Origin of the sequence: Streptomyces sp. KL116D (assembly GCF_030766975.1) — a bacterium.
GTDB classification, from domain to species: Bacteria; Actinomycetota; Actinomycetes; order Streptomycetales; family Streptomycetaceae; genus Streptomyces; species Streptomyces longispororuber_A.
Genome location: NZ_JASERH010000151.1, coordinates 12,780 through 32,624, shown reverse-complemented (window position 1 = coordinate 32,624; position 19,845 = coordinate 12,780). Strand labels below are relative to the sequence as shown.

The 19,845-nt window shown below is 69.7% G+C and carries 24 protein-coding genes and 1 pseudogene; 22 read left to right on the top strand and 3 right to left on the bottom strand.

The annotated features are described in order from the left end of the window. The first annotated feature begins 6 nt into the window (after window positions 1-6). The 12 genes and pseudogenes from RBJ77_RS60000 (at window position 7) to RBJ77_RS59945 (ending at window position 9,590) form a co-directional block, all read left to right on the top strand. A complete protein-coding gene (locus tag RBJ77_RS60000) occupies window positions 7-294 on the top strand; it encodes a hypothetical protein (protein ID WP_372352638.1) in 288 nt (95 codons plus the stop codon). Continuing rightward, window positions 291-1,628 carry a phage terminase large subunit gene (locus tag RBJ77_RS59995; RefSeq protein WP_372352637.1) on the top strand — a complete coding sequence of 446 codons (1,338 nt, stop codon included), beginning with the start codon at window positions 291-293 and terminating at the stop codon, window positions 1,626-1,628. Before RBJ77_RS60000 ends, RBJ77_RS59995 begins: the two co-directional genes overlap by 4 nt. Next, window positions 1,628-1,801, top strand: coding sequence for a hypothetical protein (locus RBJ77_RS59990; RefSeq protein ID WP_372352636.1), 174 nt, complete (start codon window positions 1,628-1,630; stop codon window positions 1,799-1,801). Before RBJ77_RS59995 ends, RBJ77_RS59990 begins: the two co-directional genes overlap by 1 nt. Window positions 1,802-1,818: 17 nt before the next feature. Continuing rightward, window positions 1,819-3,386 (top strand): annotated as a pseudogene (locus RBJ77_RS59985) (phage portal protein). After that, on the top strand, window positions 3,383-4,462 hold the full coding sequence (locus tag RBJ77_RS59980) for a head maturation protease, ClpP-related (protein WP_372352635.1): 1,080 nt from the start codon (window positions 3,383-3,385) through the stop codon (window positions 4,460-4,462). Before RBJ77_RS59985 ends, RBJ77_RS59980 begins: the two are co-directional and overlap by 4 nt. 11 nt (window positions 4,463-4,473) lie before the next feature. Next, the gene (locus RBJ77_RS59975) at window positions 4,474-5,847 is read left to right on the top strand and encodes a phage major capsid protein (protein WP_372352634.1); all 1,374 of its coding nucleotides are present in this window, start codon (window positions 4,474-4,476) and stop codon (window positions 5,845-5,847) included. A 96-nt stretch (window positions 5,848-5,943) separates the two neighbouring features. Then, a complete protein-coding gene (locus RBJ77_RS59970) occupies window positions 5,944-6,384 on the top strand; it encodes a hypothetical protein (RefSeq protein WP_372352633.1) in 441 nt (146 codons plus the stop codon). Between the two features lie 85 nt (window positions 6,385-6,469). Further along, window positions 6,470-6,691, top strand: a complete 222-nt coding sequence (locus tag RBJ77_RS59965) for a hypothetical protein (RefSeq protein ID WP_372352632.1) — start codon at window positions 6,470-6,472, stop codon at window positions 6,689-6,691. Between the two features lie 3 nt (window positions 6,692-6,694). Then, window positions 6,695-7,060, top strand: coding sequence for a hypothetical protein (locus RBJ77_RS59960; RefSeq protein WP_372352631.1), 366 nt, complete (start codon window positions 6,695-6,697; stop codon window positions 7,058-7,060). 37 nt (window positions 7,061-7,097) lie between these two features. After that, the gene (locus tag RBJ77_RS59955) at window positions 7,098-8,162 is read left to right on the top strand and encodes a hypothetical protein (protein ID WP_372352630.1); all 1,065 of its coding nucleotides are present in this window, start codon (window positions 7,098-7,100) and stop codon (window positions 8,160-8,162) included. Between the two features lie 2 nt (window positions 8,163-8,164). Then, the gene (locus tag RBJ77_RS59950) at window positions 8,165-9,214 is read left to right on the top strand and encodes a hypothetical protein (protein ID WP_372352629.1); all 1,050 of its coding nucleotides are present in this window, start codon (window positions 8,165-8,167) and stop codon (window positions 9,212-9,214) included. A 1-nt stretch (window position 9,215) separates the two neighbouring features. Further along, entirely contained in the window at window positions 9,216-9,590 is a 375-nt protein-coding gene (locus tag RBJ77_RS59945) for a hypothetical protein (RefSeq protein ID WP_372352628.1), read from the top strand. On the opposite strand, the gene RBJ77_RS59940 is transcribed toward RBJ77_RS59945, so the two are convergent. Further along, complete coding sequence (locus RBJ77_RS59940) at window positions 9,572-9,730, bottom strand: hypothetical protein (protein WP_372352627.1); 159 nt, start codon at window positions 9,728-9,730, stop codon at window positions 9,572-9,574. The genes RBJ77_RS59945 and RBJ77_RS59940 overlap by 19 nt on opposite strands. A gap of 4 nt (window positions 9,731-9,734) precedes the next feature. Between RBJ77_RS59940 and RBJ77_RS59935 the strand changes: the two genes are divergently transcribed. The 9 genes from RBJ77_RS59935 (at window position 9,735) to RBJ77_RS59895 (ending at window position 15,969) form a co-directional block, all read left to right on the top strand. Continuing rightward, complete coding sequence (locus RBJ77_RS59935) at window positions 9,735-10,040, top strand: hypothetical protein (protein WP_372352626.1); 306 nt, start codon at window positions 9,735-9,737, stop codon at window positions 10,038-10,040. Beyond that, entirely contained in the window at window positions 10,040-10,213 is a 174-nt protein-coding gene (locus RBJ77_RS59930) for a hypothetical protein (protein WP_372352625.1), read from the top strand. The genes RBJ77_RS59935 and RBJ77_RS59930 overlap by 1 nt, the downstream gene beginning before the upstream one ends. 280 nt (window positions 10,214-10,493) lie before the next feature. Further along, window positions 10,494-10,814: a hypothetical protein gene (locus tag RBJ77_RS59925; RefSeq protein ID WP_372352624.1), complete on the top strand. Its 321-nt coding sequence runs from the start codon at window positions 10,494-10,496 to the stop codon at window positions 10,812-10,814. 11 nt (window positions 10,815-10,825) lie between these two features. Continuing rightward, window positions 10,826-11,047, top strand: a complete 222-nt coding sequence (locus RBJ77_RS59920) for a hypothetical protein (RefSeq protein WP_372352623.1) — start codon at window positions 10,826-10,828, stop codon at window positions 11,045-11,047. Next, the gene (locus RBJ77_RS59915; protein ID WP_372352622.1) at window positions 11,044-11,265 is read left to right on the top strand and encodes a hypothetical protein; all 222 of its coding nucleotides are present in this window, start codon (window positions 11,044-11,046) and stop codon (window positions 11,263-11,265) included. Before RBJ77_RS59920 ends, RBJ77_RS59915 begins: the two co-directional genes overlap by 4 nt. A gap of 85 nt (window positions 11,266-11,350) precedes the next feature. Further along, window positions 11,351-11,677 (top strand): hypothetical protein, encoded by a 327-nt coding sequence (locus tag RBJ77_RS59910; RefSeq protein ID WP_372352621.1) that lies wholly within the window; start codon window positions 11,351-11,353, stop codon window positions 11,675-11,677. Between the two features lie 167 nt (window positions 11,678-11,844). Further along, the gene (locus tag RBJ77_RS59905; protein ID WP_372352620.1) at window positions 11,845-12,240 is read left to right on the top strand and encodes a hypothetical protein; all 396 of its coding nucleotides are present in this window, start codon (window positions 11,845-11,847) and stop codon (window positions 12,238-12,240) included. 1,487 nt (window positions 12,241-13,727) lie between these two features. Then, entirely contained in the window at window positions 13,728-15,329 is a 1,602-nt protein-coding gene (locus RBJ77_RS59900) for a hypothetical protein (protein ID WP_372352619.1), read from the top strand. Continuing rightward, window positions 15,238-15,969 (top strand): hypothetical protein, encoded by a 732-nt coding sequence (locus RBJ77_RS59895; RefSeq protein ID WP_372352618.1) that lies wholly within the window; start codon window positions 15,238-15,240, stop codon window positions 15,967-15,969. The genes RBJ77_RS59900 and RBJ77_RS59895 overlap by 92 nt, the downstream gene beginning before the upstream one ends. 629 nt (window positions 15,970-16,598) lie before the next feature. On the opposite strand, the gene RBJ77_RS59890 is transcribed toward RBJ77_RS59895, so the two are convergent. Continuing rightward, a complete protein-coding gene (locus RBJ77_RS59890; protein ID WP_372352617.1) occupies window positions 16,599-17,351 on the bottom strand; it encodes a hypothetical protein in 753 nt (250 codons plus the stop codon). A 1,026-nt stretch (window positions 17,352-18,377) separates the two neighbouring features. Further along, complete coding sequence (locus RBJ77_RS59885) at window positions 18,378-18,623, bottom strand: hypothetical protein (RefSeq protein ID WP_372352616.1); 246 nt, start codon at window positions 18,621-18,623, stop codon at window positions 18,378-18,380. Window positions 18,624-18,769: 146 nt separating this feature from the next. Between RBJ77_RS59885 and RBJ77_RS59880 the strand changes: the two genes are divergently transcribed. After that, window positions 18,770-19,840 (top strand): hypothetical protein, encoded by a 1,071-nt coding sequence (locus tag RBJ77_RS59880; protein ID WP_372352615.1) that lies wholly within the window; start codon window positions 18,770-18,772, stop codon window positions 19,838-19,840. Window positions 19,841-19,845: the final 5 nt, after the last annotated feature.

Below are 19,845 nucleotides of genomic sequence, written 5' to 3'. Positions count from 1 at the left end.
CACGCCGTGGCATGGGTGCGCCTGCTCGACGGCACCCACAACCGGCTGTGCCGGACCTGCCTCGACGACTGGTTCGACATGGCCGACGACTCGCCCGCCTGGGAGCCTGAGGCGTGGGGCTGGCTCACGGGCGGCGAGCCGCTCACGGCCGCGGACATCACCGCTGCGCTCAGGGATCCGAGTAACCGCGGCATGGTCACCGGTGTCCTGCGGCGAGAAGCGCGCGTGAACCCTGGCTGGCTGCGCTCCCTCATGCCCTCCGGGTACCGCGCCTTTCGTACGGCGGCGTGGTGACGACCGCGCTCGACCGTGACGCGGTCGTCCGCTACGAACCCCGCGGCGCCGCCCGCGACCTGTTCAAGAACCGGGACGCCGAGGTCGTCATCGCGGGCCCGGCGGGCACCGGCAAGAGCCTCGCAGCCCTGTTCCGCGTGCACCTCGCCGCGCTCAACAACCCGGGGATCAGGGCGCTGATCGTCCGCAAGACCGCGGTGTCTCTCGGCTCGACGACGCTGGTGACGTACGAGAAGAAGGTCGCCGCCGACACGCTCGCGCGGGGCGTGGTCCGCTGGTTCGGTGGCAGCCCGCGCGAGGCGCCGTGCTACCGGTACTCGAACGGCTCCGTGATCGTCGTCGGCGGGATGGACAAGCCCGAGAAGATCATGTCGGCGGAGTACGACCTCGTGTTCGCGGACGAGGCGACTGAACTCACCGAGACGGACTGGGAATCGATCGCGACCCGCCTCCGCAACGGCGCCCTGTCGTGGCAGCAGCAGATCGCCGCCTGCAACCCGGCGCAACCAACGCACTGGATCAAGCGCAGGTGCGACCAGGGCCGGGCCAAGATGCTCGTCTCCCGGCACGCCGACAACCCCGCCTACGTGAACGCGGACGGCAGCCTCACCGAGCAGGGCCGCGACTACTTCAACAAGCTCGACGCCCTCACCGGAGTGCGCAGGCTCCGGCTGAAGGACGGCGTATGGGCTGCGGCCGAGGGCCTGATCTACGAGGAGTGGGACGACGCCGTCCACCTCATCGACCCGTTCAAGATCCCGCCCCAGTGGTCGCGTTGGATCGCGGTCGACTTCGGGTTCACGAACCCGATGGTCATGCAGTGGTGGGCCGAGGACGGCGACGGCCGCCTCTTCCTGTACCGGGAGCTGTACCACTCTCGGCGCCTGGTCGAGGAGATGGCGCGGCAGGCCCGGGAGTTGATGGTGTACCCGTCCGGTCAGTGGCGCGAGCCTCAGCCCCGTGCGGTCATCTGTGACCACGACGCCGAGGACCGGGCGACGCTGGAGAAGTACCTCCAGATGGGCACGCAGCCTGCGGAGAAGGCGGTGTCGACGGGCATTCAGGCGGTGAAGTCGCGGCTGAAGGTGGCGGGTGACGGTCGCCCGCGGCTGTACGTCGTGCGCGGTGCGCTGGTCGAGCGGGATCCGGTGATGGACGAGGTGAAGAAGCCGGCCAGCACGGAGGAAGAGCTGAGCGGTTACGTGTGGGCGGTGAAGCCCGGCGGGACTGCGCCCGAGGCGCCGTTGAAGGAGAACGATCACGGCGCGGATGCGCTCAGGTACATGGTCGCCGAGCGGGATCTCGGTGGGCGGCCCCGGATGAGGTGGGTGTGATGAGGAAACTGGACCCCTCGAAGCTGAAAGATTTGCGGCCGAGCGCCATGTTGACAGGAGGATTTACACTCATCACAGCAGGAACTTGGAATATCTTCGGTACAGGGATTGGTCTGATCACTGCCGGAGTGTCCGTGATGGTCATGCAGTGGTGGGTCGACGGCGACGACTGATGTGAGGGAGGTGACCGATGGGCAGAACGCTCCTCGGATCCCTGGCCTCCGCCGCAACAGGCATCGTCAACCGCACCCCCGTCCCCTTCGCCTCCGCCACCAGCCGCGCCGGATTCGGCTCCGGCTTCGTCCGCCCTGCCGGACAGCTCGCCCAGATGCGGGCTATGAGCAGCTCGTCGACCCTGTTCGCGATCGTCGACCGCATCACCACCACCTACGCCGGCGCCGAGTGGAAGCTCTACCGCTCCGCCAAGAGCGGCCGCGACGAGGACCGCGTCGAGGTCACATCACACGCTGCACTCGACCTGTGGACCCGGCCGAACGCCCACATGACCGGCCCGAGTTTCCGCGAGAGCGCGCAGCAGCACGAGGAGCTGACCGGCGAGCAGTGGTGGGTGATCGGCCGCCACGAGAACAGCAGCCTGCCCCTGGAACTGTGGCCCGTGCGCCCGGACCGGATGGAGCCGATACCGGACGCGAACGACTTCCTCCTCGGCTACGTCTACCGCGGCCCGTCCGGTGAGCGTGTGCCGCTGGCCGTCGACGACGTCATCGGTCTGCGCCGTCCGAATCCCGAGGACCCCTACCGGGGATGAGCGTCGTCCAGACGATCCTCATGGACATCGACGCCACCCGCGCCTCGGCTGAGTGGAACGCGAACTTCTTCCGCAACAGCGCCGAGCCGGGCGGCCTCGTCGAGGTCGACCGGCGCCTGAGCGACGACGAGTTCAACGAGTTCCGCACCCGCTGGCGCGAGCAGCACCAGGGCGTGAGCAACTCGCACCGAGTCGGCGTGCTGGAGAACGGCCTCAAGCGGGTCGACCGTAAGTACTCGATGCGGGACATGCAGTTCACCGAACTGCGAGGCGTGAACCGCGAGGTGATCCGCGAGGCGTTCGGGTTCCCGAAGCCGCTGCTCGGCGCGGTCGACGACGTGAACCGGGCGAACGCGGAAGCGGCGGAGCTGGTGTTCGCGCGGTGGCTGATCAAGCCGCGCCTGGAGCGCGTGCGGGAGATGCTCAACACCCGCCTGCTCCCCATGTATGGGACCACGGGCAGGGGCCTGGAGTTCGACTTCGTCAGCCCCGTCCCGGAGGACATCGAGGCCGAGGCCGACGTCCTGCACAAGCGCAGCCTCGCCGCGGCCACCCTCCAGAGCGCCGGCTACTCGGCGGTCGACGTCCTCAAGGCCACTGACCTACCGGAGATGGGCGCGCGGACGCCGGAGGAGCAGCTGCTCGTTGACATCGTCCGCGGCGCCCCGTCGACGGCCCCCGTGATCCTGCCTCTCCTCGGCTTCGATCTGCCGGAGGGGTTCGGCGAGCAGCCGGCCGCGCAGCCCTCCAACGTGTGGCGGCCGCCGGCGTGGGCCGCCGAGGAGATCGAGAACGCGGCGCGGTGGGTCGTCGTCGCCGAGGACGACGACAACACCTGCCAGCCCTGCCGCGACAACGACGGCCACGTCTACCGCACTCGGCGCGACGCGTACGCCGACTACCCCGAGGGCTCCGGCTACAAGAAGTGCGTCGGTGCGCAGCACGGCAACGCGTGCCGCTGCCGTGTCGAGAAGAGGCGAGGTAAATGACCGGAATCCCTGGCCTCGTGCTGCCCGCCGCCGCGGCCGGCTTCGTGGCCCGTCAGCGGGAGCAGGCCGAGAAGCTCCGCGCGCAGCATGGCGTCGAGGCGCAGTCCTGGTACCGCATCACGAACGCGGCCGACCCGGACGAGGCCGAGCTCCTCTTGTACGACGAGGTCGGCGGCTGGTTCGGCGCGACGGCCGATGAGTTCATTGCGGACCTGCGCGGGATCACCTCCCCGAACCTCCGCGTCCGCATCAACAGCCCCGGCGGCTCAGTGTTCGAGGGCATCGCCATCGCCAACGCACTGCGCTCCCACCCGGCGAACGTCGTGATCCAGGTCGACAGCATTGCCGCGTCGATCGCATCCGTGATCGCGATGGCCGGGGACCGGGTCGAGATGGCCCCGAACTCGATGCTGATGATCCACGACGCGGCCGGGGTGTGTCTCGGCAACGCGAGCGACATGGAGGAGATGGCCGAACTCCTCGGCCTGATCAGCGACAACATCGCCGACGCGTACGCCGCACGCGCCGGAGGCACCCGCGAGCAGTGGCGCGCGGCCATGCAGCAGGAGACTTGGTACCTGCCCGACGACGCGATTGCGGCCGGGCTGGCGGACGAGGCCCTCGCGAAGCCGCGCACGGGCGAACCCGTCGCGCCGGACGAGGACGACGAGCCGGACATGGCGCGCGCGTGGGACCTCGCCGCGTACGGGTACACCGGGCTGGCGCCAGAGCGGCCGAAGCCCGGCCCGCCGCCCGCCGCCCACGAGGACGAGCCGCAGACCCTGACGATCAACTTCGGCGAGAGCCTCGGTGAGGAGTTCGTCGCCGCCCTCCGCGCTGCGGTGGCACCCCCGGTCAGCAAGCCTGCCGAGCCGGAGCAGCAGCCCAGGGCCGAGGCGGAGCAGCCGGACGAGCCCGAGGCGCCGGCCGAACCGGAGCCCGCGACCGCACCCGTCAACGAATGGGCGGCCGACGTCGCGCACCTCACCACAGACCCAGCGGACGAATGGGCCGCGGATCTCGCTCATCTCACCGGCCCCGACTCGTCGTCCAGCACGGCGACGGTATCTGCCTGAAGGAGGCACCAGTGGCTACACCTACGACGACCGTCCCGCGCAACAGCGATGAGCTGGCGGAGATGCTCGCCGACCCGGCGAAGCGCAAGGAGATCTTCGCGACGCAGGACTCCACGCAGGAGTTCATCGTCGCCTACGCCGAGGAGCAGCAGGGCGACGGCACCGAGCTGAACAAGCTCGTCGCCGAGGAGACCCAGCGGCAGTTCGCCGCGATGCTCCGCGACAACGGGTTCGACGCGAAGGACAAGGACGCCCGCGCGGCGATCAAGCGCCTCGACCTCGACCCGCAGGCGCGGCGCGGCGGCGCGATCATGCTGACGTCGCACCGGCAGGGCACGGCGCACAACGCCGCAGCGCCGGGCGCGGTCCTCGACCAGCACTTCTCGAACGCCATCGAGTACGTACAGAACATCTGGCACAAGAACCCGCGCGCGGACGCCGAGAAGCTCGGGGCGCTCCGTAACGCGGCGTCGTCGATCTCTCCGGCCGACGGCGGGTTCCTCGTCCCGGAGACGCTCCGCGCGCAGCTGCTCCAGCTCGCCCTGGAGAAGGCGGTCGTGCGGCCGCTGGCGACGGTCGTGCCGATGGAGTCGGCCCGCGTCCCGTTCCCGATGATCGACACCACGACGAACGCCGGGTCGGTGTTCGGCGGCATGGTCGCCTACTGGGGCGAGGAGGGCGCCGCCCTCCAGGACTCGAACCCGAAGTTCGGCCGGGTCGAGCTGGACGCGAAGAAGCTCACGGGCCTCTCCGCCGTCCCGAACGAGCTGCTTCAGGACTCCATCGTCTCCTTCTCCGCGCTGATCGAGACGCTGTGGCCGCAGGCCCTCGCCTTCAGCGAGGACAACGCGTTCCAGTCCGGCACCGGCACCGGTGAGCCCCTCGGCTTCCGCGGCGCGGGCAACCCGGCCGCGGTCACCGTGACCCGCGCGAACGCCAACAAGATCCAGTACGTGGACGTCATCGGCATGTACGCCCGCATGCTGCCGTCGTCGCTGTCCAACGCCGTGTGGATGTGCGCCCCCGACGCGCTGCCGCAGCTCCTCCAGCTGTCCCTCACCGTCGGCACCGGCGGCAACTCGGTGTTCGTCGTCAACGCCGCAGCCGGAATGCCGATGAGCATCTTCGGCCGCCCCCTGATCATCACCGAGAAGGGTTCGGCGCTCGGCTCCCGCGGCGACCTCGCGTTCGTCGACCTGTCGTACTACCTCGTCGGCGACCGACAGGTGATGACCGCCGACTCGTCCACGGACTACGCGTTCGGCAACGACAAGACCACGTTCCGGATCATCCAGCGCGTCGACGGCCGCCCGTGGATCCAGTCCGCCATCACCCCCGCCAACGGCAGCACCGCGACGCTCTCCCCGTTCGTCGAGCTCAACTAACCCCCACCGGCCGCCGCTGGCATTCACACCCCGGCGGCGGCCACGACCGGGCCGGCAGTGTCGCCCCGGACCGGACTCAGACGGAAGGAACACCCCATGTCTCAGCGAGCACTCGGCCGACTGTTCAACGTCACCCCCGCCGCCGACGGCGTATGGATCGCTCTGAAGGGTGCCGCGGCTGGCGTCACCTTCTCGTGCTTCCTGACCGGCGCGGCCGGGGACACCTACACGCTCCAGGAGGCGAAGGACAGCTCCGGTACCGGCGCGCAGAACCTCGCCAACATCGCCGAGTACCACACGAACACCGGCAACGCGTCGGACGCGTGGACCCGCCGCACGCAGGCCGCCGCGGCGACGGTCGTCACGGCCGCTGCGGCGACGCAGAACGCGATGGTCGTCGAGGTCGAGGGGACGAGCCTCAGCGACGGCTACCGGTACGTGAAGCTCACGTCGACCGGCGCCGGAACGGTGACCGCGATCCAGCGGGACCTCGGCGTGATGCGCGCCCCTGCGTCGCTGCCGGCCACGGGCGCCTGACATGGCGGTGTGGGAGTGCGCCGAGTGCACGGCCAAGTACAGCGTGGGCGCCCCGAAGTGCCCGCAGTGCCGGTCGACGGTGCGCATGAACGAGGCCACGCAGCCCGACGAGCAGGAGGAGACCAGCATGCCGAAGATCACCGTGCACGGCGGTCCGTCGATCGAGGGCGCCGACGTCGACCCGGACAGCGGCGACGTGACACCGGCCGACGAGACGGCGAAGGACGAGGACACCACGGCTGAGAGCGAGACGGCCGAGCAGCCGCAGCGCTCCCGCCGCGGACGCAAGAACACCACCGCGGAGTAGGACATGGCCGAAGGATTCTCAACCGCCGCAGCGAATGCGGTGCTCGACGCGCAGGTCACGGCGTACCCCTGGTTCAAGCTCCACGTGGGGGCGCCCGGCTCGGCCGGGACCGCGAACCCGGCTGTCGAGACGACCCGGAAGAGCGTCGCTTTCGCCGCGGCGACCGGGGCGACGAAGACGTCGAACGCGGACGCCGTGTGGTCGAGCGTGGCCGGCACCGAGGACTACACGCACTGGTCGCAGTGGTCCGCGTCGAGCGGTGGATCCTTCGGCGGCTCCGGCACCGTCACCGCGAACCCGATGGTGACCGGCGACTCCTTCACGTTCCCGGCCGGGAGTTTCGTGCTCTCCGTGCCGACCGCATCCTGACCGACCGTCCACCACACCCCGAGGGAGGTGATCGACCATGACGACCTTTACCGACGACTTCGCCCGGCCCGACGGCACTGACCTCGGCGCCGGCTGGGTCGAGGTGTCCGGCGACTGGGCGATCGTCTCCGGCCAGCTGTCCCCGGGCGCGGACACTGGCACGATTGTCCTGCGGGCCGCTGCCACGGTGGCCACCAGCGACAACTACGCGCAGGTGACGATCTCCGTTCCCGCGGTGGCGAGTCAGGGTGTGTGGTGCCGAGGCGATGCCACCATTGCCAACGGCTACCTGTTCCGCAACAACGGCACGAGCTGGGATCTCTTCAGCGTCGTCAGCGGCTCGTTCACCGCCATCGGCACCTACGCCGCCGCGGCCGCGCCCGGCGACGTCGCACGAGTGCAGGCCGTCGGCTCGGCGATCAAGGGAATCGTCAACGGCGTCGAGCGGATCAGCGTCAGCAACACCGCTGTCACCACCGGCACGTTCGTCGGGCTCCGCTCGGACTCCGTCAGCTCGATCCGCTACGACCAGTTCATCGGCGGCGACGTCACCGCCGGCGTGGAGGGCAGTGCGGCCGGCGTGTTCGGCGGCCTGTCCGGGGTCGCGTCCGGCGTCCGTACGGTGCTCGGCACCGCGGCTGGTGCGCTCGGTGCGCTCGCCGGTGCGGCCGTCGGCACACGGCGGGTGAACGGCGCTGCGGCCACCGTGCTCGGCGGCCTGAGCGGTACGGCGTCCGGGGCCCGCGGCGTGCGCGGCACGGCCGCCATGTCGGCGGGGCCACTGGCCGGCATCGCGGTCGGAGTGCGCGCCGTGTCCGGGGCTGCGGTCGGCGAGTTCGGGCCGCTCGGCACGGTCACGGCGACGACCGAGGAGACACCGGCCGCCGGGCCCGGGTCTTGGTACGGGCTCCTCGACATCGTCCAGGAGGCCGGGCAGCTGTACCGCGAGGACCGGGAGCGTATCCCGAGCGCGTGCGAGGACTGTGGTGAACCGCTGCGCACCGGCCCGCGGGGTGAGCTGTACTGCTCGTTCGACGGCTCGATCTGGGGGCCCGGCGGCCGGCGCCTCGGCCACGTCGGCGCCGCCTCGGGGCGGTGGTGACGGTGATCTGGTACGCGACTCGCGAGCAGGTGAAGGATGCGCTCGACGCGAAGGAGACCGCCCGCGCGAACGCCCGGATCGACCGGGCGCTCGGTGCCGCGACGACGGCGGTCGAGGGGCTGTGTCACAGGCGGTTCTACCCGGAGGTGGCGTCCCGGTCGTGGGACTGGCCGTCGGGGCAGGGCGCGCCGTCGTGGCGGTTGTGGCTCGACGACAACGAACTGATCGCCGTGTCCACGTTGACGTCAGGCGGCCGGGACATCGCCGACACCGACTACCTCCTCCGCCGCTCCGACGGCCGTGACGAACCGCCGTTCACGCACGTCGAGTTGAACCTCGCGACGTCGGCCTCGTTCGGCGGCGGCGCGACCACACAGCGGGACATCACGGTGACCGGCCTGTTCGGCTACCGCAACGACGAGACGGTCCTCGGCGCCCACACCGGCATCACGGGTGGTGCGACCACGCTGGACGTCGACGCGGCTACGTCGGCCGAGGTGGGCGTCGGCTCGCTGCTGCGGCTGGACGACGAGCGTGTCACCGTCACGGCCCGGTCGATGGCGAGCACGGGGCAGACGCTCACGGCTGCGGTCGACGGGCAGATGAAGACCACCGTCATCCCGGTCGGCGACGGGACGGCGTTCGCCGAGGGCGAGCTGATCCTCATCGACGGCGAACGCTGCCGGATCGACGAGATTGCGGGCAACAACCTCATCGTCCGCCGCGCCGCCGACGGGTCCACGCTCGCCGCACACGACGCGGCCACCCCGGTCTACGCCCCGCGCTCCCTGCGCCTGCGACGCGGTGTCCTCGGCACCATGGCGACCGCGCACACCGGCGGCGGCACCGTCGTGCGCTGGGACCCGCCGTCGCTCGTCGCCGAGCTGTGCATCGCGCAGGCCGTCACCAACCTGCTCCAGGAGTCCGCCGGGTACGCCCGCACCGTGGGCGCTGGCGAGGGCACCCGCGAGGCGGCCGGCCGGGGGCTCGCCGCGATCCGCGATGACGCGTACACCGCCCATGGCCGCAAGGCCCGATCGAGGGCGGTGTGACATGGCAGTGACGATCGATGTTTCCAGCCGTGGCCCGATCTTCGACGGGCGTGCGCGTGCTGCTGCGAATGCGTACGTCGACCGGCTGGACACGGAGCTTGCGGAGACGGGCGTCCAGTACGTGCGCGAGGAGCTGCACAAGGTACTCAAGCACCCCACCGGCTATTACGAGTCCCGGATCACCGTGGAACGGGACCACATCGTCACGGACCAGGGCGTCATCTACGGGCCGTGGCTCGCAGGGCTGGGCAGCCGGAACTTCCCGGTCACGCGGTTCAAGGGCTACGAGCACTGGCGGCGCGCGGTCGAGCGCCTCCGTGCCCGGAAGCAGGGCATCGCCGAGCGGCTGCTCCGCCGCTACGTGGGGAGGATGTGATGGACGTCCTCGGCATCCTCGACGGCGTCGAGTCGCACGCTGCCGCGTCCGGCTTCTTCGAGCGGGTCAACGGCCACGAACCGCAAGAGCGCGCCGACGACGGGCGGTCTGACGGCTGCGGTGTGGATCGACTCGATCACGCCGGTGCTGTCGTCCGGTCTCGCCTCGACGACTGGCCGTCTCCTCGTGATGGTGCGCCTGTACTCGCCGCTGTCCGAGCCGGAGGACGCGGTCGACCGCGACCTCACGGCCGCGACGGTGAACCTCGTCGGCGCGTACTGCGGCGACTTCACCCTTGGCGGCCTGATCAAGAACATCGACGTTCGCGGCGCGCACGGCGTCGCCCTGTCTGCGCGGGCGGGCTACCTCGAACAGGACTCGGCCGTGTTCCGGGTCTTCACGATCTCCGTGCCTCTGATCGTCAACGACCTGTGGGAGGAGGCCCCGTAATGGCCAAGCAGTCTGGTCTCGGCGACAACCTGTACATCGCGGGCTATGACCTGTCCGGCGACATCTCCGCCCTCGGCAACGTCGGCGGCGGGCCGGCCGCCCTGGAGACGACCGGCATCGACAAGAGCGCCCCGGAGCGCATCGGCGGCATCCGCGACGGACGCCTCAGATGACCTCGTTCTTCAACCCGGGCACCTTGCCCGACCGATCGCATGCCCGGCTCAAGACCTTGCCCACGACGGACGTCATCGCCGCCTACTTCCGCGGCACAGCGCTCGGCGGCCCGTCGGCGAACATCGTCGCCAAGCAACTCAACTACGACGGACAGCGCGGCGACAGCGGCGAGTTCAAGTTCGCCGTCGAGGCCGCCGCCAACGCGTACGGCCTGGAGTGGGGCCGCTCGCTGACCGCGAGCGCAAGCGCACCGACGCCACGGCAACGAACGGTACGGGCGTGGACTTCGGGGTCGGCTCGCCGCCTCTGTTCAACGGCGCCGCGAACTTCGGTCTCCAGGCGTACCTCCACGTGTTCGCGTTCACCGGGACCTCGGTGACCGTGAAGCTCCAGGAGTCCAGCGACAACGGCGTGGGCGACCCGTGGGCGGACGTGACCGGCGGCGCGTTCACCGCCGCGACGGCGATCGGCGCGCAGCGCATCGAGACAGCGCGCGGCCTGACCGTCAAGCGGTACCTGCGCGCTGTGAGCACTGGGACTTTCACCTCGGCCACGTTCGCCGTGTCCGTGAACCGCAACGACGTGGCGACGATCTTCTAGGAGGGCTGGCCATGCAGCAGATGAACCGAGTCGACCGGCTGCTCCTCGCGCCCGGCGCGTACCAGACGTACAGCATCACCAGCCCGCGGGACACCTCGCTCGTCGCGGCCTGCCAGCAGGTGGGCTGTGCGGCGTGGCTGCGCGGAGTGGGAGTCGACGGTCGACGAGCGGACCGAACTCGGCGCCCGGCAGGCGGCGTACATCCGCACGCAGTCGCGGCGCACGTTCCGTGAGCAGCGCACCGAGGCCAGGGCTGACCGTGTTCCGGTTCGAGTCCGGGCAGCGCTGCTTCGCCGAGCACAAGACCCGGCCGGAGGTCTACGTCGTCCGTGACGGCGACTGGCGCGGCAACCCCACCGGCAGGACCCGGCAGCACACCCGTCCGCAGGACTGGGTCGAAGACTTCGGCGAGCACCAACTCCGCCTCGTCGACCAGCAGAAGGAGGGCTAAGCCATGGCCAAAAGAGAGCGGCCTCGGGTGGACGACCTGCTCCGTCGATGACGCAGCAGGTACCGCACGGGCGATCAAGAACGACGTGACGAACCTCCAGTTCGCGACGCCGCGCGCGGTGCAGGACGTCACAGGCATCGACAAGTCGGCCATGGAGCGGCTGCTCCTCCTCGCGGACTTCTCGATCACGCTGAACGGCGTCTTCAACGACGCGACGAACCAGGCGCACGACGTGTTCAAGACGATCCCGTCGACGAGCGTCCTGCGCACCGTGAGCCTCGCCGTGTCCGGCCAGACCCTCAACAACGAGTGCCTGCTGACGGACTACCCCCTCTCGCGCAGCGACAGCGGCGAGCTGACGTGGGCCGTGCCGGGCGTGCTCGCCGACGGCACTGTCCCGACCTGGACCTGAGAGGCGCACGTCATGGGGTTCCGACCCAAGAGCAAGCTCTACGAGTTGAAGTTCGAGGAGACCCGGACTTCGACGGCCTCGTCATCAAGCTGCGCGGCCTGAACACCGGGCAGACCCTCGGTATCGAGACGGACCGGGCCGACGGCAGCGAGAGCGCCGTGCACCGGATGCTGAAGACGTACGCGGACCGGCTCGTCGAGTGGAACATCGAGGGCGACGGCGGGGAGATCCTGCCGACCACCTTCGAGTCTGTCCTCAGCCTCGACATCGACCTCAACAACAAGGTCATCGAAGCGTGGGTGCAGGCCATCAACGGAGTGTCTGCCCGCTTTGGACGGCGCCTCGCCCGATGGCGCGCCGTCGCTGGAGGCGTCGATTCCGATGGACGTCCCCTCCGAGAGCCTGGCGAGCTGATCCACGCTCGCACAGTGCTGGCGCTGTGCGAGCGGTTCCACTGCCTTCCCTCACAGCTGTACGCCGAGGACCCCGAGCTGTTGCGGATGCTCCGCATCGTCGACCTCGGCACCCCTGATGAACCGGACCCGGAGGTGAGCCATGTCTGATGACGTAACGATCACAGTGCGCGTCAACAACCAGACCGGGCCCGGGATGCGGGACATCAACGGTCAGATGCGGGACCTGCGCGGCCGGTTCGCTGCAGACGCCGGCGCGATGACGAGGGCTTCGGCCGAGTTCCAGAAGGCGAACATCGGCCTCAAGTCGACGCTCATCTCGCTGGCCCCGGCGCTGATCCCTGTGGCGGCGCAGGCTGCACCGATCGCGGCCGGGCTCGGCGCTGCAGGTGTGGCCGCGACCGCGTTCACGGCTGCGGTGGTTCCGCAGATCAGCAAGATCGGTGAGGCAGCGAAGGCGCACGCCGCCTATGAGGACGAGGTCAAGAAGAGCGGCGCCGCGTCCGAGGCCGCGGTCAAGAAGCAGCAGGAGTACGCGCGGCAGTTGGACGCCATGCCGCCGGCCACGCAGCGCGCGGCCGGGTCGTACATGGTGCTGAGTAGCGCCTTCAAGAGCTGGTCGGATCAGACTGCATCGTTCACGATGCGGCCCGTCGAGCAGGGCCTGCAGGTCACGACCGCGCTCCTGCCTCGACTGACGCCGCTGGCCCGCAGCTTCTCGACAGAGCTGACGCGGGTCACGACGATCGCGGGCGGCGCCATCGCGACCCCCGGATTCGACCATCTCGCCGACACCTTCAGCGCGTTCACCGACCGCACGCTGAAGAACGCCACCGATGAGTTGGTCCACTTCATGCGGGTGCTGTCCTCCGGCAACGCGTCCGGCCCGTTCACCGAGGTCATGGCGTACGCCCGCGAGAACGGGCCCGCCGTCCGCGAGACGATGCAGGCTCTCGGCGAGGCGCTGCTCCACGTCCTCGACGCCGCGTCGCAGGCCGGGCCCGGCATGCTCGCGGTGGTCAACGCTTTCGCGCAGCTCGTGTCGGCCGTGCCCGCCGGGTTGCTGGCGAACTTGATGCAGGTCTACACGGCTTTCAAGCTGATCAAGTTGGCCGGTGTCGGCATGGCCGCAGTGTCCGGCGGCGTGACCGGACTGGCCACGTCCCTCGGCGCGCTGCGCGCCGCGTCCCTCGCCGCCGGCGGCGGCATCGCTGGACTGCGGGCCGCGTTCCTCACCCTCGGCACGGCGGCCAAGGCGACCGTCGTGGTCGCCGGGATCACGGCCGCCGTGCTCGTCCTGTCCAAGCTCGCGTCCATCGGCAAGAGCGCACCGCCGGATGTCGACCGGCTGACGACGTCGCTCGGCAAGCTCGGCGAGTCCGGCAAGGTCAGCGGCGAGGCAGCGCGCGCGTACGGCAAGGACTTCGACGGGCTCGCCGAGTCGCTGCGCACGCTGGCTCGGCCTTCGACGATGGAGGGGATTCAGCAGGGCATCGTGGGCCTGTTCGGCATGGACTCGACGCCGATCAAGAACGCGAAGGAAGACCTCGACGGCGTCGACAAGGCGCTCGCGAACATGGTCAAGGGCGGCAAGGCGGATCTCGCTTCGGCTGCAGTTCGACCGCATCGCTGCGGCGATGAAGAAGCAGGGGCTGTCGTCGGGCGAGTTGAAGGGGAAGCTCGACGACTACAAGTCGGCTCTCGCCGACCAAGCCTTCGAGCAGCAGCTCGCGGCCGAGAGCATGGGCATCTTCGGTGCGCAGGCTCAGGCGACGGGCGAGAAGCTGGCCGCACAGAAGGCCAGCGCGGATGGGCTGCGGCAGAGCATCGAGGCCCTCAATGACGTGAACCGCGCGGCGCTCGGCGGAATGATCGGGTTCGAGGCGAGCATCGACGCGGCGCAGAAGGCGGCACAGAAGAACGCTGGCGCCCTGCGCATGGTCGGCGGCCAGCTCGATCTCAACTCGCCGAAGGCCCAGGCCGCCGCGATGGCGCTCCAGGATCTGGGCACTAAGACGAAGGACGCGGCGACCAGCGCGCGGGAGTCGGGCGCGTCGTGGGAGCGGGTGAACGGGATCTATGCGCGGGGCCGCGAGCAGTTCATCGCGAGCGCCCGTGCGATGGGTCTGTCGCGGTCTGAGGCGGCGCAACTTGCTACCGAGATCATGAACATTCCGTCGTCCCACAAGACGAAGATCCAGATGCAGACTGAGGACGCGATCGCGGGTCTGTCCTCGGTGATCTCGGCGATCAAGAGGGCGCCGAATGCCAAGAGCGTGACGGTCAAGGCGTTGACCAAGGACGCGATCTCGACGCTGGAGAGTCTCGGCTACAAGGTCAAGCGTCTGCCGAACGGGAAGTTCTCCGTCACGGCTGCGACCGGGTCGGCAATGTCCAACATCCGCGCACTCCAGCGGGCACGCGACGCACTGAAGAGCAAGAACATCACGCTCACCACCACCAAGCTCACCGTGTTCAAGACGGTTCAGGCCAGCGGCGGCGGCAACCAGGCGGCGAAGAACTACGCGGAGACGTTCAGAGCGTTCGGTGGCCCGGTCCGCGGGTACGCCGACGGCGGCAACGTGCAGGCGATCCCGAACGGCGGGTACGTCCAGGGGCCCGGGTCGGGCACTTCGGATTCCATCCTCGCCATGTTCGGCTCGGGTGCGGCCGCCGCGGTGTCGAACACCGAGTACGTCATGCAGGCGGCTTCGGTCCGCAAGTACAGGGGTGCCGTTCTTCGACGCGCTGAACGCGGGCCGTCTGAAGCTGGCCAGCTTCGCGAAGGGTGGCTCTGTCACGAAGGCGGAGCGCGATGCCCGCAACGCGGCTCAGGGCGACCTGTCCATCACGCACTTCGGGACGATGGCGGGCTACAAGAACACGGAGATCCGCAACGCCTTGGCGAGGCCGGAGTCGATCGGCCCTCTCGTGTCTGCGCTGAACCAGTGGCGCTCCACGATCATGAAGAGCACGCACGGCAGCCAGGAGCGCGGTCTCCTGCGGATGCTCGACTCCTACGGCCGCTCCCTCATCAAGAACGAGCGCTCGTTGGCCAAGGTCAACGAGGCTCTCGACAAGGCGAAGACGAAACTCGCGGACCTGAAGAACGCGGCGACGCAGCTCTCCGACTCCGTCAAGGGTGGCGTGCTGTCCTCGGCGAACATCACCAAGGGCGCGAGCGGCGACGGCCCGGTCACCGTGCGCAGCATCATGGGCGGCCTCACCGCGTCCCGTGACAAGGCGTCCGCGTTCTCCAACGCGCTCGCCAGCCTGAAGAAGCAGGGGCTGTCATCGGCGCTGATCCAGCAGATCGGCGAGGCCGGAATCGACGGCGGCGGCCTGGAGACCGCGGGCGCGCTCTTGGGCGCCTCGAAGTCGGAGATCGCCAGCCTGAACAAGCTGCAAGGCCAGATCGGGACGAGCGCGAAGGCGGCCGGGGCAACGACCTCGGACGCGGTGTACGGGGCGCAGCTCAAGCTTGCGCAGTCGTCCGTGACCATGCTGACGAAGCAGCAGGACAAGCTTGAGAAGGCCATGGACAAGCTGGCCGCTGCGATCGAGCGGTCCATCAAGCGGGCGATCGGCGGCAAGGCCAGCGGCGGAATCATCGGCGCGGCGACCGGCGGTGCGCGCGGCGGGCTGACGTGGGTGGGCGAGCACGGCCCGGAGCTGGCCCGGCTGCCGTACGGGTCGCGGGTGTATCCGGCGCACACGTCGCGCCGTATGGCGGCCGATGCGGGCGGAGGATCGGGCTCGCCGATCATGGCCGTGATTCAGCTCGACGGGCGGACTCTCGCGCGGGTGCTCATCGACCCGTTGCGCGGTGAGATCCGCGGTCTCGGCGGCGACGTGCAGCGCGCATTGGGGGTGGGTTGATCATGGCGTTCCCGCAGACACCGCTACCGATCAAGGTCGAGCTGAAGACCGGAGCGACGTGGACGGACGTCACCTCCGACGTGCGCGGCGAGTCCCAGATCCGTATCACCCGCGGCCGGTCGAACGAGGGGCAGCAGGTCGACACGTCCCTGCTGCGCGCTCACCCTGAAGAACCCGGCGGGCAAGTACTCGCCGCGCCTGCCGACGAGTCCCCTGTACGGGCAGATCGGCCGCAACACCCCGCTGCGCGTCAGCGTGATGACGGGCACCCCGTACCTCGACCTGCCCGGCACGTTCTCCGACTACGCCGAGACGCCGGACACGGCGGCCCTCGACATCACGGGCGACCTCGACGTCCGCGCGGATGTCACCCTGTCCAACTGGCTGCCGGCCACGTCGAGCGGTGCCACCCCCACCGTGCAGATCATCGGCAAGCACGGGGCGGCACCTCAGCGAGCGTGGTTCCTCGGCACGCAGATCGGGCGCCTGTACCTGGAGTGGTCGCCGGACGGGACGACGACTCTGTCCGCGTCGTCGACGATCCCGCCCGTCATCCCCGGCTCGGGCCGCCTCACGATCCGGGCGACCCTCGACGTCAACAATGGCTCCGGCGGCTGGACTGCGAGGTTCTACACGGCGGACTCCCTCGACTCACCGTTCACGCAGCTCGGCGACCCTGTGACCGGGACCGGTGTCACCAGCATCTCGAACTCGTCGGCCCCGCTGCGGGTCGGCCGCGCGACCAGCTTCAACCTGATGTGGCCGCTCGGCCGGTTCCATGCCGCCGAGGTGCGTAGCGGCCTGTGGGGCACGGTCGTCGCGCAGCCGCGGTTCAACCAACAGGCCGTGGGTGCCGGGTCGTTCGCCGACTCGGCGGGCCGGACGTGGACGATGTTCGGCGGCTCGCAGATCACCAACCGGCAGACGCGGTTCGCGGGCGAGGTGTCGGCGTGGCCGGGGCGGTGGGCCAACCGGTTCGATCCCGTCGTGCAGCTGGAGGCGTCGGGGGTGATGCGGCGCCTGTCGCAGGGCGCGAGCCCAGTCCGGTCGCCGATGTTCCGCGAGTTCACCAACCCCATGCGCACGGGCATCGTCGCGTACTGGCCGATGGAGGACGAGGCATCGGCGACCGCGTTCGCGTCGGGGCTCGACGGGCAGCCGGCCATGTCGGTGCCGTCGTCGGGGGTGACGCCGGCCGCGTACTCGGACTGGGTGGCCAGTGCTCCGCTGCCGACGTACTCGTCGGGGATGACGACGGTCCGGCCGGCGCCGTATCCGGCGACGGGCGCCCTGTTCGCCCGGTTCTTCGCGGCCGCGCCGGCGGGCGGCGTCAGCTTCACGGACCGGCTGTTCTGCTTCACGACGACGGGCACGGCCCGCACTTGGAGCCTGTTCCTCAACTCCGCAGGCAACCTGGATCTCCGCGCGTATGACGCGGACGGTGCACAAATCCTGACCACCACCTTCGTCAACTTCCAGATCAATGGCAGCCGGCGGTCGATCGGTATCGAGCTCACGCAGGTCGGCGCCGACATCTCCTACAAGCTGATCGTGATCAAGCTCGACTCGTCCACGCTGACCGTCGCCGACTCGGCCTCCGTCAGTGGCACCCTCGCCGGGTACACGGCAGGCTCCGCGAGCGAGGTCCGCATCGGGCAGGACGGCGCGCTGAACGGTACGGCCGTGGGCCATGTGGCCATCGCGAACACGGCGACGGCCTACGCCTCGACTCTCGGCGCCCTCGTCGGCTGGCAGGGGGAATCCACCACCTCCCGCGTGTACCGGCTCGGCGTCGAGGAGGGCATCGTCTCGCACACCGCGTCCATCTCTGATGAGCGCATGGGGATACAGGGCACCTCCACGCTCCTCGACCTCCTGCACGACGCGGAGGCTGCCGACGAGGGCATCCTGTGCGAGGAGCGCGGCTACCTCGGCCTGCGCCTCCGCGACCACGTCAGCCTCTACAACCAGGCGCCCGTGCTGACGCTGAACTACACCGGCGGCACAGGACTCGTCGCCCCGCTCGACCCCACCGACGACGACCAGTCCGTCCGCAACGACATCACCGTCCAGCGCGCGAACGGCTCGTCCACGCGCCGCACCCTCGACACCGGCACCCTGTCGACGCAGGCCCCGCCGTCCGGCGTGGGCCGCTACTCGGACAGCGTCACCCGCAACCTCGCCACCGACCCGCAGACCAGCGAGCACGCGGGATGGCTGCTGCACCTCGGCACGTGGGACGAGACCCGCTACCCGGTCGTGCGCGTCAATTTGGCGGCAGCCCCGCAGATGATCGACGCGGCGGCGGTCGTCGACACCGGCTCCCGCATGCAGATCCTCAACCCGCCGTCGTGGCTGCCGCCGGACACCATCGACCTGATGTGCCAGGGCTACAGCGAGGTGCTCGATCAGTTCACGTGGTCGATCGATTTCAACTGCACGCCGGCCGGGCCGTGGGACGCAGCGTGGGCGGGTGATGGGACGACGGCGTCGGCGGCACGCGAGTTCGCGTGGATCGACACCGACGGCTCGGTCCTTGCTGAGGATCTGACGACGACGGAGGCGGACGTCGATGTCCTCACGACGGCGGGCCCGCTGTGGACGCCGAACGCCAGGGACACGCCGTTCGACTGGCGGATCGGCGGCGAGGTCATGACCGTCATCAACACCGGCAGCATGATCAACGACAATGCGTTCTTCGACACCGACGCCGGCGCGTGGACGCTGCAGAACTCGACGATCAGCCGCTCCCAGACGTACGTGTGTCCGCACCCGCGGGCATATCGCCTCGCTGCGGATCGTGCCCAACGGGGTGGCATCGTCCGGCGGCGCGACCTGCGCCACCACTGCGGTCGGCACGGTCACGCCGGGTGCCACGTACACGGCGGGCATGTGGGCGTTCTCCGCCAACGGCTGGAGCGACGTGCAACCGTGCGTCGACTGGTTCGACGCTGCGGGCAGCTACCTGTCCACCGGGTTCGCAGGCTCCGGGTTCCCGGTGGCAGCGTCGGTGTGGACGTGGATCGAGCAGGATCTCGTCGCGCCGGCGAACGCGTCGCGCTACTCGATGCGGGCCCGTCACGGCGGTACACCGTCGGCCTCCGACATCTGGTACGCGTGGGCGATCCGCCTGTCCCGGAAGACCTCGTCGTGGTTGCGGGACACGTTCTCCCGCACGTCGTCGAACACGTGGGGCACCTCGGACACCGGCAACGCCTGGTCGAACGTGGGCGGCGGCGTCGCCACCGACTACACCCTGTCCGGCTCGTACGCCTCGCACGTCCTGTCGACCCTCAACGACACGAGACGGACGGGGATCAGCGCACCGTCGGCGGACATCGACATGTACTGCGACATGACCGCGTCCGCTGCAGCTACGGGCGACTCCCTGTACGGGGCGATCTGCGCGCGGATGCTCGACGCGTCCAACATGTACATGTGCCGGGCCGAGTTCACGACCGGCGGCTCTCTCCTCATGACCATCCGCAAGATGGTCGCCGGAGTACAGACACAGATCGGCTCCACGTTCACCGCGCCGGTGGGCTACACGCCCGGCACGTTCGTGAGGTTCCGATTCCAGGTGATCGGCAGCGCGCTGCGCGCCAAGGTCTGGCGGATCACCGACCCGGAGCCCAGCTCGTGGCACATCGACACCACGGACACGGCGATCACCGCCGCGAACCAGATCGGAACGCGGTCCGTGCGGATCACCGGCAACACCAACGCCGCGTCCGTCGAGGTCCGCTACGACAACTACGAGATCACCAACCCGCAGACGTACATGGTGACCCGCAGCGCAAACCGCGTGATCAAAGCACAGACGGCCGGAACGCCGGTTGCCCTCGCCCACCCCGCCTACCTGGCCCTCTGAGGAGA

Excerpts from the sequence above, each read along its gene's own strand:
- RBJ77_RS59990 (WP_372352636.1), top strand. The coding sequence starts at position 1,628 with ATGAGGAAACTGGACCCCTCGAAGCTGAAAGATTTGCGGCCGAGCGCC.
- RBJ77_RS59980 (WP_372352635.1), top strand. The coding sequence starts at position 3,383 with ATGACCGGAATCCCTGGCCTCGTGCTGCCCGCCGCCGCGGCCGGCTTC.
- RBJ77_RS59970 (WP_372352633.1), top strand. The coding sequence starts at position 5,944 with ATGTCTCAGCGAGCACTCGGCCGACTGTTCAACGTCACCCCCGCCGCC.
- RBJ77_RS59965 (WP_372352632.1), top strand. The coding sequence starts at position 6,470 with ATGAACGAGGCCACGCAGCCCGACGAGCAGGAGGAGACCAGCATGCCG.
- RBJ77_RS59960 (WP_372352631.1), top strand. The coding sequence starts at position 6,695 with ATGGCCGAAGGATTCTCAACCGCCGCAGCGAATGCGGTGCTCGACGCG.
- RBJ77_RS59955 (WP_372352630.1), top strand. The coding sequence starts at position 7,098 with ATGACGACCTTTACCGACGACTTCGCCCGGCCCGACGGCACTGACCTC.
- RBJ77_RS59945 (WP_372352628.1), top strand. The coding sequence starts at position 9,216 with ATGGCAGTGACGATCGATGTTTCCAGCCGTGGCCCGATCTTCGACGGG.
- RBJ77_RS59930 (WP_372352625.1), top strand. The coding sequence starts at position 10,040 with ATGGCCAAGCAGTCTGGTCTCGGCGACAACCTGTACATCGCGGGCTAT.
- RBJ77_RS59920 (WP_372352623.1), top strand. The coding sequence starts at position 10,826 with ATGCAGCAGATGAACCGAGTCGACCGGCTGCTCCTCGCGCCCGGCGCG.
- RBJ77_RS59905 (WP_372352620.1), top strand. The coding sequence starts at position 11,845 with ATGCTGAAGACGTACGCGGACCGGCTCGTCGAGTGGAACATCGAGGGC.
- RBJ77_RS59900 (WP_372352619.1), top strand. The coding sequence starts at position 13,728 with ATGAAGAAGCAGGGGCTGTCGTCGGGCGAGTTGAAGGGGAAGCTCGAC.
- RBJ77_RS59885 (WP_372352616.1), bottom strand. The coding sequence starts at position 18,623 with ATGACCTCGCCGCCGATCCGCCAGTCGAACGGCGTGTCCCTGGCGTTC.